The following is a 16,645-nucleotide window of genomic DNA, read 5'->3' as shown; positions in this document are numbered from 1 at the left end:
AAAAGTGCCTTGGGGATTCCCAAAGCACTTTTTCAACTGGTTGTGTTGTGGTTATTGGACCACGATCTTAAAACTTTGTTTTTCGTTCGCGGTATCGGCTTTCAAGATATAAACGCCTTTGGCCAAATGCGACAAATCCAATTGGAGCGTCGTCGCGTCGAAGGTTTGCGCATATACTTTTTGTCCGTTCATGTTGTAAATGTCCACGTGTTTGATCGACTCGGTATTTTTGATGTTCAACACCGATTGGGTTGGATTCGGATACAACTGGAAGTTGCTCGCGCTGAACTGCGTGCTGGCCAACGTATCGGTCGTGAACGGGATTGGTCCTTCCCAGGCGCTCATGTTGTTGCCACAATTCGAGCGTACGTAAATCTCATAATCAGTATTTGCCGACAGGTCTGAAACACTTCCCGAAGTCTCGGCGGTTTGTGTCCCCGTCTGGCTGCCAGGATACCCTAAACTCGCGTTCTGCACCACGTAGTAATAGCCGCTTGGTGCCGGGTCGGGTGCCGTCCATGCAAAGGCTGCACTTGTTGTTGACGGAATCACGTCGATGGACGTTGGCCTGGCACATGGCGTTGTTGGGTCGTAGGCCGAAATCTGGAAATCTCCGAATTGTCTTGCCCAACCCCACGCGCGGATGATCACAACCGTACCCGGTTCTTTGTCGGTGAAACGAATTCCCGCAAAAGGGTTGCCGCCGATGACAAACTGCTCATTACAATAAGCGGTCCCCAGATTTGGTGGCGCGACCTGGTAGTAAAACGGAAGCAATGTATTGGTTCCGCACGATCCCGTGTAGGTTTCGATGATCGTATCGGTCAACAAAGACCCCGGTGCGAATCGCGTTTCAATCCATAACGTACCAGACTCAGGAACGACTGCTGTAAACCAAACATCGCGTCCGTGCAGGCTGAACTCAAGGGTTCCGCAAGAAGGGTAATTTGAATTGGTGGCGTTGACCGTAGCCGAAGTCGTGTTTCCGATGATGACGTGATCCTCAAATGTCGTCCCCACGGTCAGGGCAATCGGGGCATCGCAATTGTCGTTGACAGGTGGGGGCGGCGATGGGTAAACGCACATGGTAAAATACACGGGCAACGAAACGCCTTCGCTTGTCGAAATGCTGGCGTAGTAGGTTTGACCTGCGGTCAGGTTTGCGAGAACCAAGTTTGTGGTACAGGTTTCGCTTCCGATGGCCGTTAAACTACCCGGAGTGCCACTGTACACCGTAAGGCGCGTTGGCGTAGAGCCGTTGAGCATGTACTTCCTAAAAGTGTATTCCCTTGTTTCAGGGGCCATAAAGGTATACCATACATCCACTTGCTGCGACGGACAGAATGAATCCGAAGAGTGTGTTGCCGATCCGGTATTGCCCTCGATCCCGTTTACACAGTTGAAATCAGGCGACTCGATGAGTGCCGTTGCGTTGGCGATTTCGTCGTTATCAGGCGCGTCAGGGAATTTGTAGATGCACAATCTGAATTCGACCGCAGGATCGGCCGCCGCGATTGAAATGTAATATGTCGTACCCGCGGCCAACGTTTGCGAGGTAAAATTGGTCGAACATCCGCCCGGAATAACCGCAAGGTTACCCGGAGTTCCCGTGAACATATAGAGACTGGTGACGCCTATCAGTCCGTTTGTAGGTGTCCCGGTAATCGAATACAGTCCAGATTCGGTTGGGGTAAATTTATACCAAAGGTCGTTGCGGTCGGCATAAAGCGGGCTCTGGCATGGAAATTCAGGGGACTGTGTGGCGCCTTCGAAAGTGGCGATGATCTGATTGTCGCATGTGTAATCGGTAGAAGCTTCGATCACGTGGGCATCGGCGGCTTCATCGTTGAGGATCATGGCCGGATTCAACTCATAGGTAAACTCATCCATGAACACATTTTGTATCGGTCCGGTTCCGGAATGCTGCGGTTTAAACGCAATGTATTTGTGTCCCAAGTTGTCGTTGTAGTTGGTCAGGTCTATGGTGAATTCAGTCCATGGACCGGCAATGATTGACGCTTGGTTCAACGTCGTGCCGTCGAGCAATTCGAACGACGCCATGTCGGTTGGGCTCGCCACAGTTCCAATCAGAATGTTCATGTTGGCTTCCTGTCCGCTTCTTTTGTTCATCTTAAAACGGATGCGCTTGTTGACGCCAAGATCCGAAAATTCAGGTGAAACCAACACCAGACTTTCGACCGGCGTGTTCGGTTGAAAATAGAATCTGAGTTGCAAAGCACCTTCTACCGGCGAAACGCCGAAAGACAGTCCAAAAGTTTTCAAATCGCCACTGCCGGTATCGTAAACAGACCAGCATGGTTTTACTTCTTCGGTGGCTACGTTCGCACCTTGGAAACCTTCGGCAAATGGTGCCGCGAAAGCACTACAAGGCGTGGTGAACGCAACCGGGCCGGTCCAGGCACCAAATCCGTTGCCGTCGCAGTTGGCCCGTACATAAATGGAATAAGCGGTGTTTGGCGTCAGGTCTGAAACCAGATTGGACAGTTCAGACGTTGGCGTGCCCGAGGTCAAATCTGTTGGTGCTGCATTGGTCGATGGCTGTACGATGTATTCCCACGCCGTTTCGGCCGAAGCACTCGCAGTCCAGATAGCCGTAACGGTTGATGATGTAACATCGTCTGCCGCAATGCCCGGAACTTCAAGACATGCCGGAATGTTCTCAATACAAACCGTATTGATGTAAATGTGCTTTCCGGTAGCACCACTGTGTTTAAAATAGTAGTGCGCGTTTCCGTTGTTTGGAAGGTTCACCAAGTATTCTGCGTTTCTGTCGGTAGAAAGTGTCAGGCTCGTGATGGCCACAAAGTTTCCGATGCCATCAACCGTACCCACCTCCAACAGGTCGGCAGTATTGTCGGTTGCACCCGCCGTAAAACGCAAACGGTGCAAACCATCGGTGGCATACGCAATGTTTGGCGAGGTCGCGCTGATGGTACCCGATGCCGATACCGGGTAGTACAAGTCGAACATGTTCTTTTGGTAAGACGCCTGGTAAATCACCTTGGCCACGCCGCCCGATCCGCCGCCCGCGTTGGCCGACCAGCAAAAAGGAACGGTATTGGTCAACGTGCTGACAAAATCTTCGCAGTAGTTTGCCGTCACATCGTCACACAAAGTTCTGATGGTTGCGCCCAAAACCCATTCGCCAAAACTGGTTTCGCCACATTTCGCACGGACATAAACTTCGTACAATGTGTTGGAAAGCAATCCGTTTACGGTAAGCGATGGTGTGGCGCTCGCCTGGCTGTAATCGGTACCGTCGGCTGTGGGAACGCCGGTTCCGGCCGGTTGCACGACATATTGCCAGTCGGTTTCGGCCGAACCGCTTTGGTTCCAGGTCAAATCGATCGAATTGATACCCGGATTCGAAGCGACCACACGGCTTGCCTTGGGCTTGTTTGTAGTAACGCAATCCGTCTGCAATTGCCTTTTCGGGGTTGTTGTAAACCAGCATATTGGTTTCGCCCAGCAGGCTTTCCAAGCTTTTTTGGGGTTGCGCCCACGCGATTGGCGCGAGCGATACCGCAGCAAACAACACCATTATTTTAAATCAGATTTTCATAGCCCCGAATACAACCACAAGTTAGCGAAAGTTTACTGTTTTTCGTTTTTCTTTTTGAGAAAAGAAACAAACTGCTTGGGTGTCAAATCGGTGACCGATTTAAAGACGCTGCTGAACGCGCTGTGCGACGAAAAGCCACAGGTTTCGGCCAGATAGCTCACTTTGTAATTGAGGAACCTCGCATCGGATGTCATCATTTTGATGATGTAATTGATCCGGAGTTCGTTGATGTAGGTATTAAAGTTCTTGCACTTGTGGACATGGATCGTCTCGGACAGGTACTTGGTGTTCGTATTGAGCTTCTTGGCCAACGATTGCAACGAAATGCCGGGGTTGTTAAAATAGGTGGTCTTTTCAAATTCGGCCAGCTTGTCCAAGATGAACTGCTCGGTCTTTTCGGGAATCGCAATGCCTTTGTACACCGTTTCCTGGATGCTGTAGGCGGCGTCCCGTACGGGTTTGATCTGGCCTTCCGATGCGATTTTTTGCAACAACGATTCAAAATGCGCGTACTCGCGGTTTAATTTTCTATTGTAAAAAAAGTAGATCCCAAACGAAAGCAACAAAACCGACACCAGGCCCACAATCACAAAATCGTAACTGCTTTTCTCGGTTTCCAACAAAAGCTGCTGCTCTGTTTCGATTTGCTGCAGCAATGCATTGCGCGACTGGCGTTCGGAGGCTACTGTCTCGTCGGTCAGGGTTTGGTATTGCTGGTAAAAAGAATGTCGTTTTTCGTTATCGTTTTTCAGGTGTGCCACCTCCGACAATTCTTTTTAGGTCGATGCCTTGGTATACCGATCGACCAACGGAAACGACAACACCTGGTTGAACATCGTTTCGGCCAAACCATACTTTCTTTGCTGTAACGCGACCATCCCTTTCCCGTGAAGCGCTTCGGCCGCGATGGTCGATTGTTCCAATTGGTTGCGCTGTAAAATCGTCCATGCCGCATCGTAGTTTTTGTCGGCATCCGTGTAGCGCGCTTGTGTAGTTTGAATGGCGGCGGTAGCCAGATGGATCTTGGCCAGCAACACTGGGAAATTTTGTAGATCGCCCGCCAAGACCGCTTTGGCTTCATCGAGTTTGTTTAACGCTTGGTCCTAGGCTTGATTGTGCAGCAGTATGTAGGCTTGATTGAGCAGCAGTATGTAGGCTTGATTGAGCAGGACTGTCGCGTGGCATCCGTTTTTTTCGGTTCCCTTTGCAAGGCCGTTGAGCAATCCCGAAGCACGGTCGAGATAAGCGTCCGACTTGTCTTGTACGCCAAAAATCCGGCATCGCGACGAAATCGATGCCAGTACGAAGACTTTTAACGCCGCGCCTTCATCGGCTTTAAGCAATTGATTGGTTTCGAACAAACGCGCGATGCTTTCGCTGTAATTTCCGAGCACAAAGTTGCTTTCAGACAGCAAATACAAACCTTCGGCTTTGCTTTGTGGAGTATTGGAATGTTCCAGATACGATGCGACCTTGCGCACCTGCTCCGGATCCTGGTAAACCAGATTGCTGTTTTTGATAAAAATAGGGCTGAGCGAATGGCTTTGCGCCCACGACGCCGAAACCACAAAAAACAACATCCAAAAAAAAGGAAAATAACGGCCTAGCATCGTTTTGTCTTTCGACAAAGATACACAATTTACAACGCCCATCAAGGCTTACGGCAAACCCGGTAACGGTTACATGTTTCTGCGGTACTGCCCGCCCACCTCGAACAACGCGCTCGTGATTTGACCCAGCGAACACACTTTGGTGGCTTCCATGAGCTGCTCGAAAATGTTCTTGTTCTGGATGGCGGCTTCCTGTACGGCGGCAAGCAATTCGTCTTCCTTGCCTGCATGCGTTTTGTGTAACGCATCGAGCATGTCGATCTGGTATTGCTTTTCTTCTTCGGTCGCGCGGATGACCTCGGCAGGAACCACCGTCGGCGAACCTTTCGAGCTCAAGAAAGTGTTGACGCCGATGATCGGGAAGTCGCCGTTGTGTTTCAAAGTTTCATAATACAATGATTCCTCCTGGATTTTCGAACGTTGGTACATCGTCTCCATCGCACCAAGTACGCCGCCGCGTTCGGTGATACGGTCGAATTCCTGCAACACGGCCTCTTCGACCAAGTCGGTCAATTCTTCGATGATGAACGAGCCCTGGATCGGGTTTTCGTTCTTGGCCAGTCCGAGTTCTTTGTTGATGATGAGCTGGATGGCCATCGCACGGCGTACCGATTCTTCGGTAGGCGTCGTGATCGCTTCGTCGTAGGCGTTGGTGTGCAACGAGTTGCAGTTGTCGTAAATCGCATACAACGCTTGCAACGTCGTGCGGATGTCGTTAAAGTCGATTTCCTGCGCGTGCAGCGAACGACCCGAAGTTTGGATATGGTACTTGAGCATTTGCGCACGCTCGTTCGCACCGTATTTGTTCTTCAACGCTTTGGCCCAAATCTTACGCGCCACACGGCCAATCACCGCATATTCGGGATCGATACCGTTCGAGAAAAAGAACGACAGGTTGGGCCCGAAATCGTTGATGTTCATGCCGCGGCTCAAATAGTATTCGACATACGTGAAGCCGTTGGCCAGCGTAAAGGCCAGCTGCGTGATCGGGTTGGCGCCGGCTTCGGCAATGTGGTAGCCCGAGATGGACACCGAATAAAAGTTGCGTACGTTTTTGTGGATGAAATACTCCTGCACATCGCCCATCAGACGCAATGCAAATTCGGTCGAAAAAATACAGGTATTCTGCGCCTGGTCTTCCTTCAAAATATCGGCCTGTACCGTTCCGCGCACTTGCGAAAGTGTCCTGGCCTTGATGTTGGCATACACATCGGAAGGCAACACCATGTCGCCGGTGACGCCCAAAAGCATCAAGCCCAAGCCGTTGTTGCCGTCGGGCAATTTGCCCTGGTACTGCGGACGCTGGGTTTTTGATTTTTTGTAAATCTCGTCGATTTTGGCCTGCACCTCATCGACCAGGTTGTTTTCCTTGATGTAGATTTCGCACTGTTGGTCGATGGCCGCGTTCATGAAAAACCCGAGCAGCATTGGCGCCGGACCGTTGATCGTCATCGAAACCGACGTCATCGGATGTACGAGATCGAATCCCGAATACAACTTCTTGGCGTCGTCCAGACAGCAAATCGAAACCCCAGCATTACCGATTTTTCCGTAAATATCGGGGCGCAAATGCGGATCGTTGCCATACAACGTCACCGAGTCGAACGCCGTAGACAAACGCTTGGCCGGCATGCCTTGCGAGACATAGTGGAATCGTTTGTTGGTACGCTCTGGTCCGCCCTCGCCTGCAAACATACGGCTTGGGTCTTCGCCTTCGCGCTTGAACGGATAAAGCCCCGATGCAAACGGGAATTCGCCCGGTACGTTCTCCTGCAAACACCAGCGCAAAATGTCGCCCCACGCTTCGTATTTTGGAAGCGCGACTTTCGGAATCTGGCTGTGCGACAACGATTCGGTGTGCGTCGCGATCTTGATTTCCTTGTCGCGTACCTTGAAACTGTAAACCGGATTTTTGTACTTGGTGACTTTTTCGCCCCAGGTTTGGATGATTTCCCAGTTGTACGGGTCGAGGTTGAGTTTGACGCGGTCGAATTCGGCCAATAATAATTTTATTAATTCTTTATTGCTATTATTTATTGCTTCGCTATCCAAACCGAATTTGGTCAAGCCGATATTTTGGCCTGCGACCGATTCGATCGTTTTGTAGATGCCGTAGAGCGTTTGGGCGACTTTTTGCTGCGCCGACGCCGTTTGGTCGTATTTGCGGTTGTTCTCGGCGATTTCACTCAGGTAGCGCGTACGGTGTGGCGGAATCACGAAAATTTTCTCGCTCATCTCTTTCGAAATGTGGAAATCCGATTGGAGGTCGGATTGCGTTTTCTCGTGGATTTTGTCCATCACCGATTTGTAGAGCGTGTTCATGCCCGGGTCGTTGAACTGCGATGCGATCGTCCCGAAAACCGGCAGCGTATCCAAGTCGGCGTCCCAAAGCTGGTGGTTGCGTTGGTATTGTTTTTTGACGTCGCGCAACGCATCGAGCGAGCCGCGTTTGTCGAATTTGTTGATGGCCACGAGGTCGGCAAAATCGAGCATGTCGATTTTTTCGAGCTGCGTCGCGGCGCCGAATTCGGGTGTCATCACATACAACGACACATCGGAATGGTCCATGATTTCGGTATCCGATTGGCCGATTCCAGAAGTTTCGAGGATGATTAAATCGTATTTGGCCGCCTTCAACACTTCAATCGCTTCGGCTACATATTTGGAAAGCGCAAGGTTCGATTGACGTGTGGCGAGTGAACGCATGTAGACGCGCGGGTTGTTGATTGCGTTCATACGGATACGGTCGCCCAAAAGCGCGCCGCCTGTTTTTCTTTTCGACGGATCGACCGATATCAATCCTATGGTTTTTTCTGGGAAATCGATCAAAAATCTGCGGACCACCTCATCGACAAGCGATGATTTTCCCGCGCCACCCGTTCCGGTAATGCCGAGTACAGGCGTTTTGGAATCCTTGTTTTTTTTGTGGATGGCGTCCATGGCATCTTTGGCGACTTCGGGGAAGTTCTCGGCCGATGAAATCACGCGCGCAATCGCCGTCGGATTCTTGTCTTCAAGATGGTTGACCTCGCCGTTGAGTTTGTCGCCAACGGGAAAATCGGAACGCTTTACGAGATCATTGATCATGCCTTGCAAACCGAGCTCGCGGCCGTCGTCGGGCGAGTAGATGCGCTCGATGCCGTATTCGTGCAATTCCGAGATTTCGCTCGGCAAAATAACACCGCCGCCGCCGCCGAAAATTTTGATGTGGCCCGCACCTTTTTCCTTGAGCAAATCGTACATGTATTTGAAATACTCGTTGTGGCCGCCTTGGTAAGACGTCATCGCGATCGCGTTGGCATCTTCCTGGATGGCCGTGTTGACAACCTCCTCGACCGAACGGTCGTGCCCGAGGTGGATGACCTCGACGCCCGTGGCCTGGATGATGCGGCGCATGATGTTGATCGCGGCATCGTGCCCATCGAATAGCGAGGCAGCCGTGACGATTCGTACTTTGTTGACAGGAGTATAAGGTGCTACGGGTTCCATAGGGTGTTTTTAAAAAGTGGTGCAAGTTACGAAATCGTTGGAGAATTTGAAAGGTGAATGACGGATGATGAAAGTCGTAAAGTCATAAAGTCGTAAAGTCATAAAGTCATAAAGTCGAACGACGAATAACCAAATAACCAATTCAACGATTCAACGATTAAACGATTAACCGACTCAACGAATAAACGATTAAACAACAATCCGTCGCCTAAAATTAAATCCTTATATTTGAGAAAACACACCGCATGAACAAAATCCTCAACTTTATCGACCTCACCTTGGGCGAGGACAGCAAGGAAGTCGTACTCGAAAACGTCAAATCGAACATCTCGTTCCGTGGGGCCAACCTTTGGATTTTGGCGTGCGCAATCGTGATTGCGTCGGTGGGGCTGAATGTCAATTCGACGGCGGTAATTATCGGCGCGATGTTGATCTCTCCGCTCATGGGGCCTATCATTGGCGCGGGTTTTTCGCTGGGCATCTACGATTTCGAGTTGTTCAAGAAGTCGCTTAAGAATTTGCTGATCGCGACGGTGGTGAGCCTTACCGTATCGACATTGTATTTTTACCTGAGTCCGTTCAAGGAAACCCAATCGGAACTTTTGGCGCGCACCTCGCCCAACATTTACGACATTTTGATCGCTTTTTTTGGCGGCCTGGTGGGCGTGATTGCCATTACGCGCAAAGAGAAAGGCAACCCGATTCCGGGCGTTGCCATCGCCACGGCGCTCATGCCGCCTTTGTGTACGGCGGGTTACGGGTTGGCCGTCGGGAATTTGAAGTTTTTTGGCGGGGCTATTTATTTGTACATCATCAACTGTGTGTTCATTTGCGTGGCCACGTTCTTGATCGTCAAATTCCTCAAATACCCGCGCCATATGCAATTTGAGAAAAAACGCGAAAAACAAATCACTTACCTCATCACCGCGCTCATTTTTGTATTGCTCGTACCAAGCATCTATTTTGGTTATACGTTGTTTGAGGAGCGCAAATTCGAACAAAAGGTCAATACCTTTCTGCAAAACGAATTGACCGACAAGGGGTACACCATCATCTACAAAAAAACGCGGTACCAGACGCGGCCGAGCATCGAGCTCGCGCTGTTGACCAAGCGGTTTTCGGCGGCCGAGACCCAAGAACTCGAATCGCGCATGAAAACCTATGACCTGCAAAATGTACGGCTGAAGATCAGACAGGACACGACCAACCTCAAACAGGACATCCTGAACCAGATCAAGAGCGAACGCGCCGTGGTAGACCAAAAAGATGCGGTGATTGCAGCCCTGCGCAAGGAAATCGCCGACGGCCAATTCGACAACCGATCGCTATTGGCCGAAGCCAAAGTGCTGTTCCCGACGCTGACCGATGTGTCGGTCTCGAACCATCCGTTTGGCGTGGCCAACGAAAAGGAATCGGTGGTGCCGGTATTGATCTATGCGAGCGAAAAACCGTTGGGCAAAGCCGACACCGACAAACTGGCCGCGTGGGCCAAGACACGGTTGAAGAAGGGCGTGGTGAAGGTGTTTTGGGAAGGGGTGTAAGCAAAGCGCTTGCGCGCCCACCCTGGCGCAAATATACCTTATTACTTACTTACTACATTACATAAAATCTACCGAAATCACCCCAACCCAGCCATTTTATCATGCAACCATTTTCGTTCAAACTCGAGCAACGCCGCTCTGCGTTCGAGCGCCAGACGTTCTAAAGACGCTTGTACGGCGTCCGGCTGCCTGCCCTTCGGCAATCGCTTGACCGCCATCGGCAATTCGTCTTTTGCCGGTTGGTACGTACTTAAAAATCGCTGTACTTTTTCTTTCCTGGCCGCCGCATCGGATTTCTTGTCGTATACCGCTATTTGCCTGGCGATGGCTTGCCGGCCGTAATCGTTCTCGCGCGCCCATTGGTCGAGTTGGTGTTTTTGTCGGTCGGTAACCGTTACATTAGCGGGCTTGGCATCGGGCGACTGGACAGCCGCGATCAACTGCGCCAAACGCGGCAAGGTGTGGCCAGGGAGCTCGCGCAGCCCCGATTCATACATCGACCAGCGGCTTACAGTGACACCCAAAAGCATGGACATTTCACGTTGGGTCACGCCCAATTGTTGTCGGAGGGAAGATTTTGGTTTCATGGTTTTTTTTGTGTGCAAATGGATTAGACATTCTACTTTGCACACCGTTTTGTGTGCAGTTTTGGTTTTTTTGGAGTTTTGCACACAAGATGTATGCCGAAAACCAACCCAGGACTACACTGCATCGTAAAGATGGGATTGAAAATCAATAAACGATTTTCTGATGGTAGGAATCTCACCTAATTCTTTTTTGGCATCTGAAATAGCATGGTACTTCAATACCAACAAGTCCGCAATTTTGGAATCGTCCAGCTCGTCGCTCCCCCGCGCAACATATTGTTTGAGTACAAAGTCAAGAAACTGTTGTTGGTTGTGGTTGTAATCTTTCAGATAAATTCTTGCCCTTTCCGCTCGCGTTTGCCGTTTTTCTATCGAAGCATGGAACGCAATATAAGCGAGCACGTCATAAAGGTCACTTTCCTGTGCACCAAGCATCGATTGGAATTCGACCAGTTGGCTTTTGGGAAAACCCTTTTCAGTCAGTTCTTCGAGCAGCTTGCTTCGCGTTTGCGGATCACTCCACAGTTTGCGCAGCTCGGTTTCATTCTTGAAGAATTCGGGAAGCGTCCCAAACAGACTTTGCAGGAACTCCTCGCCCGATATCGGCTTGCCATCCGGGCTCCAGAACGTCGTCTTGAACATGTGCTGGAATTCGCGCACTTTCCCGTCGGCAAGTTTCACTTTCGTCATTTTACGTTTCCCGGCTTCGCATCGGCAATATTCATAACCACATTCAGGACACGGCTCGCCCGGATCTTTCAAACAGGTACATGGGGTTTGGCCGCACTCCGTGCAAGGTTTCCCGTCGACCGGGGTTTTGGGTAGCGGTTCCACAGGATCAAGTGGCTCGCCATCCCATTCCGGGTCGCTGAAATGCAGGTAGGCCTTCACAAAATCGTATATGGTAAAATAGTCCTTACCGTCAAACAATCGCGTTCCGCGCCCAACGATTTGCTTGAACTCGATCATTGAATTGACCGGGCGCAACAACACGATGTTTTTGATTTCGGGCGCATCGACCCCCGTACTCAATTTTTGGGAGGTGGTCAATACCGTCGGGATGCGCTTTTCGTTGTTTTGGAAGTCACGCAGGTGTTGTTCGCCGAGCGTACCGTCGTTGGCGGTAACACGTTGGCAGTAGTTCGGATTTTTGCTATCAGAAATTTGATTGATCAAATCGCGTACGGCGGCGGCATGGTCCTGCGTGGCGCAAAAAACCAGCGTCTTTTCATTCTGGTTCATCATTTCCATGAAAATCTTGACACGGTATTCTTCGCGCGCCTTGATTTCGATGATGCGGTTCATGTCGGCCTCGGTGTAACGGCGGCCTTCTTCAATCTCGCCTTCGATGACCGTATCGTCCGAGGTAAACACATAGTCGTCGATGGTCGTGTCGATTTGCTTAACGCGGAACGGTGTCAGGAAGCCGTCGTTGATGCCATCCTTGAGCGAATAAGTGTACACCGGTTTGCCGAAATAGTCATACGTATCGGCGTTGATGGTGCGCTTGGGCGTGGCGGTCAACCCCAATTGAACGGCCGGCGAGAAATAATCGAGAATGGTACGCCACGAACTTTCATCTTTCGCGCCGCCGCGGTGGCATTCGTCGATGATGATGAAGTCGAAAAAATCTTTGGGGTATTGCCCGAAGTTTGATTTTCCGTCCACTTCAGAAACGAATGTCTGGAAAATCGTAAAGAAGATTCCGGCATTGGTGGGCACCTTGCCTTCTTTCTTGATTTCCGACGGCTTGATGCGTTTGAACACATCTTCCTCGAACGCGTTGTATTCGTTGAACGACGTGAGCGCCTGATCGGCCAAGAGGTTGCGATCGGCCAAAAATAAAATGCGCGGGCTGCGCTCGTAAAAGCCTTCGGTATGCGCCGACAGGTTCCACTTGGTTTGGAACAATTTCCACGCAATGTGGAACGCCGTGGCGGTTTTGCCCGTTCCGGTGGCCAATGTGAGCAAGATTCTTTTTTGTTCAGAGGCCAGCGCTTCGAGTACATTGTTCACCGAATTCACCTGATAATACCGCGGCGGCTTTTGTCCGCTTTTGGTTTCAAACGGAACGGCATCGAACTTTTGCGTCCACAGTTCCTTTTGCGGCTCGCTGCGTTCTTCGCGCCCGAAGGTCATTTCCCAGAGTTCATCGGGCGAAGGAAATTGCAGGACATCGCCTTCAACGCCTTCCTGCATGTCAATCTGGTAATGTTGTTTCCCGTTGGTGGCAAACGCAAACCGGATCTGCAGTTTTTCAGCATAGGCTTTGGCCTGACCCACGCCATCGGTGTAGTATTTGGTCGCGGCCTTGGCTTCGATGACGGCCAGGTTGCGGTTTTTGTAACGCAAAATGTAATCGGCTTTGTCTGGGTTGGCGCGGCGGTTTTGCCCGATCAGTCGGCCTTTGTTGATGGGAAACTCCATAAGCAACCTACTCGCGGGAACGACATCCCAACCCGCAGCCTTTAAAGCCGGGTCTATGAGTTCGTAGCGCGTTTGGGTTTCGTTCATGCGGTTACTTCTTTATTGGTGAGTTGGCCGGTGAAGGCTTTTTGCAGGATGGCTTTTTTGAGTTGTTCGAGGTTTTGGAGTTTTTGGGTGTAGTTAAATTTAAGTCGATTTGAGTAATTTTCAATTTCTTTCAGTTTGCTAACTACGTCTTCTTGTTTGCGTAAATCGTTTGGAAAATGAATCTCAAATTCCTCCAATTGTGCTTTGGTAATAGCTTGTCTAGTCGACCCTTTTTCTCCAGTTGACAGAATCTGCTTCTTGTACGGTTCTGCGATTAGCAGTAAATTTAAAAATGCAGGGGTCAACAAATCTTTCTTTGTTCTAATAATAGAAACGTGTTGATTGACTCTTGCTGGAATTATTTCATCTGGAACAATACAGGTTCTTGCAATTGATGCCCCTGTGATATTTAAAAGTACATCATCTTTTTCTATTACAACGTTATTCAAATCATTTGCTTGTTTGCTGTCGATAAAAGCCAAATTCTTTCTCACGAAAACGCCGTCGTGAACATTCATGCTTCTGACGAGGGAAATTCCTTCATCTTTATAATTTTCCTTTCCTCCACGAGGCGTTGCTCCGCTTCCTATTTTGGTTGTAACGCTTTTTAAAGTCTTCTCCTCCCAATCATCCCCTTTCTCCCTAAAAACCCGATCCAATTCACTCTGAAATAAATCTTTTGCGTTTTGCAGGTTCTTTTCAAGATTGGATTTGGCGCGGTCGATGGCGGTGAAGGCTTGGTTGAGGATGGAAACGATGTGATGTTGCTCGTTTATTGAAGGATAAACAATTTGGATACCTTTAAACTTCACAGATGAAACGCCTCCAATAATCCCCAAAAGGTTTGATGAAAAATTTCTTTGAAACTCTTCAGATAGGTAGAAGTAATATAGATACTTAGGAATTACCTCGCCATATGGAACAACTGCAAAGAGCTTATTGCCAAAGCATACATCCCTATCAACGAATCCGACTTTTCTCCCGGCACTTCCACCTTCAACGCAAATTATTGGCGTATCAGCAGGAGCGACTTTATATCCATAAGTTCTGTAATCTGGTATATTTACCCCATTGTTATAGTCGATGGCACCATCGAATCCAACATCTTTTGTGGCAATGAATGGTGTGCCATTCTTTCCTAGAAAATTATCTCTCTTGAACTGTTCATTAATTGAATTCCCATTGTAAACCTTTCCAATATCTCCAATTTTCTTTACAGTCCAATCTTCTGGTAATTCCATCATCCCACCAATTCTTTAACCTGATTCAACAAAACTTTCGTCTCTTTATCGAGCGCCTGCATTTCCTCCAAAATTTCCATCGGGCTACGCAACGCGGCTTCCTGCGGCTTGTTCGGGTTTTTTACCGAGAGGTCGTAATTGTGTGTCTGAACATCGGCAATAGAAACATTCCAGCTCTTCTCCGTTTCGGGTTGGGTTTTTTGCAATGCCACAAACTCGCGCATATCGTTGTCATTTAGCGGATTGGTCTTGCCCATGCTGCGTCCGGGATCGAGTTGGTAGAACCAGGTTTTTTGCGTCGGTTCGCCTTTGGTAAAAAACAGCACGACGGTTTTGACGCCCGCGCCGAGGAACGTGCCGCCCGGCATGTCGAGTACCGTATGCAGATCGCAGGTTTCCAAAAGGTGTTTGCGCAAAGCCACCGAGGCGTTGTCGGCATTGCTCAAAAACGTATTCTTGATGACGATGGCCGCGCGCCCCCCAGTCTTTAAACTCTTGATGAAGTGTTGCAGGAACAACGATGCGGTTTCGCCGGTGCGGATGTCGAAATTGTGCTGCACCTCGGGGCGTTCCTTACCCCCAAACGGCGGATTGGCCAGGATGACGTGGTAGCGGTCTTTTTCCTGGATTTGGCGGATGTCTTCGCTGAGCGTGTTGGTGTGAATGATGTTCGGCGCTTCGATGCCGTGCAAAATCATGTTCATCGTCCCGATGATGTAGGCGAGGTTTTTCTTTTCCTTGCCGTACAAGGTTTCTTCCTGTAAGATGCGCAGGCTTGAGGTCGATTTGTCCATGCGCTCATACAGATAATCGAAGGCTTCGCAGAGAAACCCGCAGCTGCCACACGCGCCGTCGTAAATCTTTTCGCCGATTTTTGGATCTATGACTTCAATCATGGCGCGGATCAGCGGGCGCGGCGTGTAGTATTGGCCGCCGTTGCGTCCGGCGTTGCCCATGTTTTTGATCTTGGCTTCGTACAGATGGCTGAGCTCGTGTTTTTCGGTCGAACTGCGGAACAGGAGTTCATCGGCCTTTTCAATTACTTCGCGCAGGTTGTAGCCGCTTTTGATTTTGTTGTTGAGCTCGCTGAAAATCTCGCCGATTTTGTATTCGATGGTTTTGGGATTCTCTGTCTTTTGCTTGAACTCGGCCAAATACGGGAACAGTTCCTGATCGACGAATTTCACAAGGTCTTGGCCAGTTTTGGCTTTGTTTTGGTCGAGTTTGCCGTCCTGTCCTTTCGGCATCGCCCAATTGGGCCAGCGGTATGGTTCATCGAGAATGAAAGAATAGGTTTTGCCTTGAAGTTCAGCCTTGTCGTGTTTGTCTTTTTCGAGTTCGTCGAGGTAGCGCAGGAATAAAATCCAAGAAGTCTGTTCGATGTAGTCGAGTTCGCTGTCGGCACCTGCATCTTTGTACAGGATGTCGTCTATATTTTTAAAGGTTTGTTCAAACATGGTATTGTAGTAATGCACCAAATGTAACCAAACTAAGTAAAAAAGCAAAAAGGAGGCACAAAATATAACGGTTAACGGGTGACGGCTATCGATTTGATATAGGTTGATGCAGTTGGTGTGCACTCTTATACGGATATAATTTTTGCACACCAAAACGTGTGCATTTTTAAACATCAATCGATTTTGCACACAAAACAGCCGCGACCCATTGTATAAAAAGCGTTTGTTCAACACTTTGCCACCGACCTTTTTTGTTCGACGTCCCACGTTGGATTTTTGATTTTGCCGTAAATTTGATTTTGGATTTACAGTTTTTCTGCACGAGGTGTATTTGATAAAATGGTATTTTTACCGTAGGGAAGGGGGCATTGGAAGTATACCCCAACGGAATTAAAGAATACCGTGCAAACAGACCCGAGCCCGGAGGGCGAACTGTACGAAGTAATTTTCTGTACTTTTTGTTAAAGTTTGGGCAATCGGCTAGTTGATTAATGGTTATTCGTTGATTTGGTTATTCGTCGTTCGTCGTTCGTCGTTCGTCATTTGACTTTCGACTTTGGCCTTTCTATTTGTGAATTTTCGGATATTCTTCACTTCCACTTTTTACAGATTTTCTGTAGGGC

Annotated in this window: 10 protein-coding genes; 1 reads left to right on the top strand and 9 read right to left on the bottom strand. The window is 49.4% G+C overall.

Annotated elements, in window-relative coordinates; translation table 11 throughout:
- Positions 1 to 51: 51 nt before the first annotated feature.
- The 5 genes from BLP55_RS13125 to BLP55_RS13105 all read right to left on the bottom strand — a co-directional run bounded on the left by BLP55_RS13125 (position 52) and on the right by BLP55_RS13105 (position 8,682).
- Complete coding sequence (locus BLP55_RS13125; RefSeq protein WP_091145150.1) at positions 52 to 3,444, bottom strand: T9SS type A sorting domain-containing protein; 3,393 nt, start codon at positions 3,442 to 3,444, stop codon at positions 52 to 54.
- 171 nt (positions 3,445 to 3,615) lie between these two features.
- Positions 3,616 to 4,344 carry a helix-turn-helix domain-containing protein gene (locus BLP55_RS13120; protein ID WP_170826869.1) on the bottom strand — a complete coding sequence of 243 codons (729 nt, stop codon included), beginning with the start codon at positions 4,342 to 4,344 and terminating at the stop codon, positions 3,616 to 3,618.
- Positions 4,345 to 4,359: 15 nt separating this feature from the next.
- On the bottom strand, positions 4,360 to 4,620 hold the full coding sequence (locus BLP55_RS13115) for a hypothetical protein (RefSeq protein ID WP_091145142.1): 261 nt from the start codon (positions 4,618 to 4,620) through the stop codon (positions 4,360 to 4,362).
- 66 nt (positions 4,621 to 4,686) lie between these two features.
- Positions 4,687 to 5,211 (bottom strand): hypothetical protein, encoded by a 525-nt coding sequence (locus BLP55_RS13110; protein WP_139149673.1) that lies wholly within the window; start codon positions 5,209 to 5,211, stop codon positions 4,687 to 4,689.
- A gap of 51 nt (positions 5,212 to 5,262) precedes the next feature.
- Positions 5,263 to 8,682 (bottom strand): methylmalonyl-CoA mutase family protein, encoded by a 3,420-nt coding sequence (locus BLP55_RS13105; RefSeq protein ID WP_091145136.1) that lies wholly within the window; start codon positions 8,680 to 8,682, stop codon positions 5,263 to 5,265.
- A gap of 245 nt (positions 8,683 to 8,927) precedes the next feature.
- Here BLP55_RS13105 and BLP55_RS13100 point away from each other — a divergent pair, with 245 nt between their 5' ends.
- Entirely contained in the window at positions 8,928 to 10,223 is a 1,296-nt protein-coding gene (locus tag BLP55_RS13100; protein WP_091145133.1) for a TIGR00341 family protein, read from the top strand.
- 77 nt (positions 10,224 to 10,300) lie between these two features.
- Here the strand turns inward: BLP55_RS13100 and BLP55_RS13095 are convergent, their stop codons facing one another.
- The 4 genes from BLP55_RS13095 to BLP55_RS13080 all read right to left on the bottom strand — a co-directional run bounded on the left by BLP55_RS13095 (position 10,301) and on the right by BLP55_RS13080 (position 16,022).
- Positions 10,301 to 10,810, bottom strand: a complete 510-nt coding sequence (locus BLP55_RS13095; protein ID WP_139149672.1) for a helix-turn-helix domain-containing protein — start codon at positions 10,808 to 10,810, stop codon at positions 10,301 to 10,303.
- Between the two features lie 114 nt (positions 10,811 to 10,924).
- Positions 10,925 to 13,324, bottom strand: coding sequence for an EcoAI/FtnUII family type I restriction enzme subunit R (hsdR, locus tag BLP55_RS13090; protein WP_091145128.1), 2,400 nt, complete (start codon positions 13,322 to 13,324; stop codon positions 10,925 to 10,927).
- Complete coding sequence (locus BLP55_RS13085; RefSeq protein ID WP_170826868.1) at positions 13,321 to 14,565, bottom strand: restriction endonuclease subunit S; 1,245 nt, start codon at positions 14,563 to 14,565, stop codon at positions 13,321 to 13,323. Before BLP55_RS13085 ends, hsdR begins: the two co-directional genes overlap by 4 nt.
- A complete protein-coding gene (locus BLP55_RS13080; protein WP_091145315.1) occupies positions 14,565 to 16,022 on the bottom strand; it encodes a type I restriction-modification system subunit M in 1,458 nt (485 codons plus the stop codon). Before BLP55_RS13080 ends, BLP55_RS13085 begins: the two co-directional genes overlap by 1 nt.
- Positions 16,023 to 16,645: the final 623 nt, after the last annotated feature.

It is taken from the genome of Flavobacterium caeni (genome assembly GCF_900101895.1).
In the GTDB taxonomy this organism is placed as follows: Bacteria; Bacteroidota; Bacteroidia; order Flavobacteriales; family Flavobacteriaceae; genus Flavobacterium; species Flavobacterium caeni.
The sequence above is the reverse complement of the archived record's forward strand: the minus strand, read 5'-3'. Positions and strand labels throughout refer to the sequence as shown.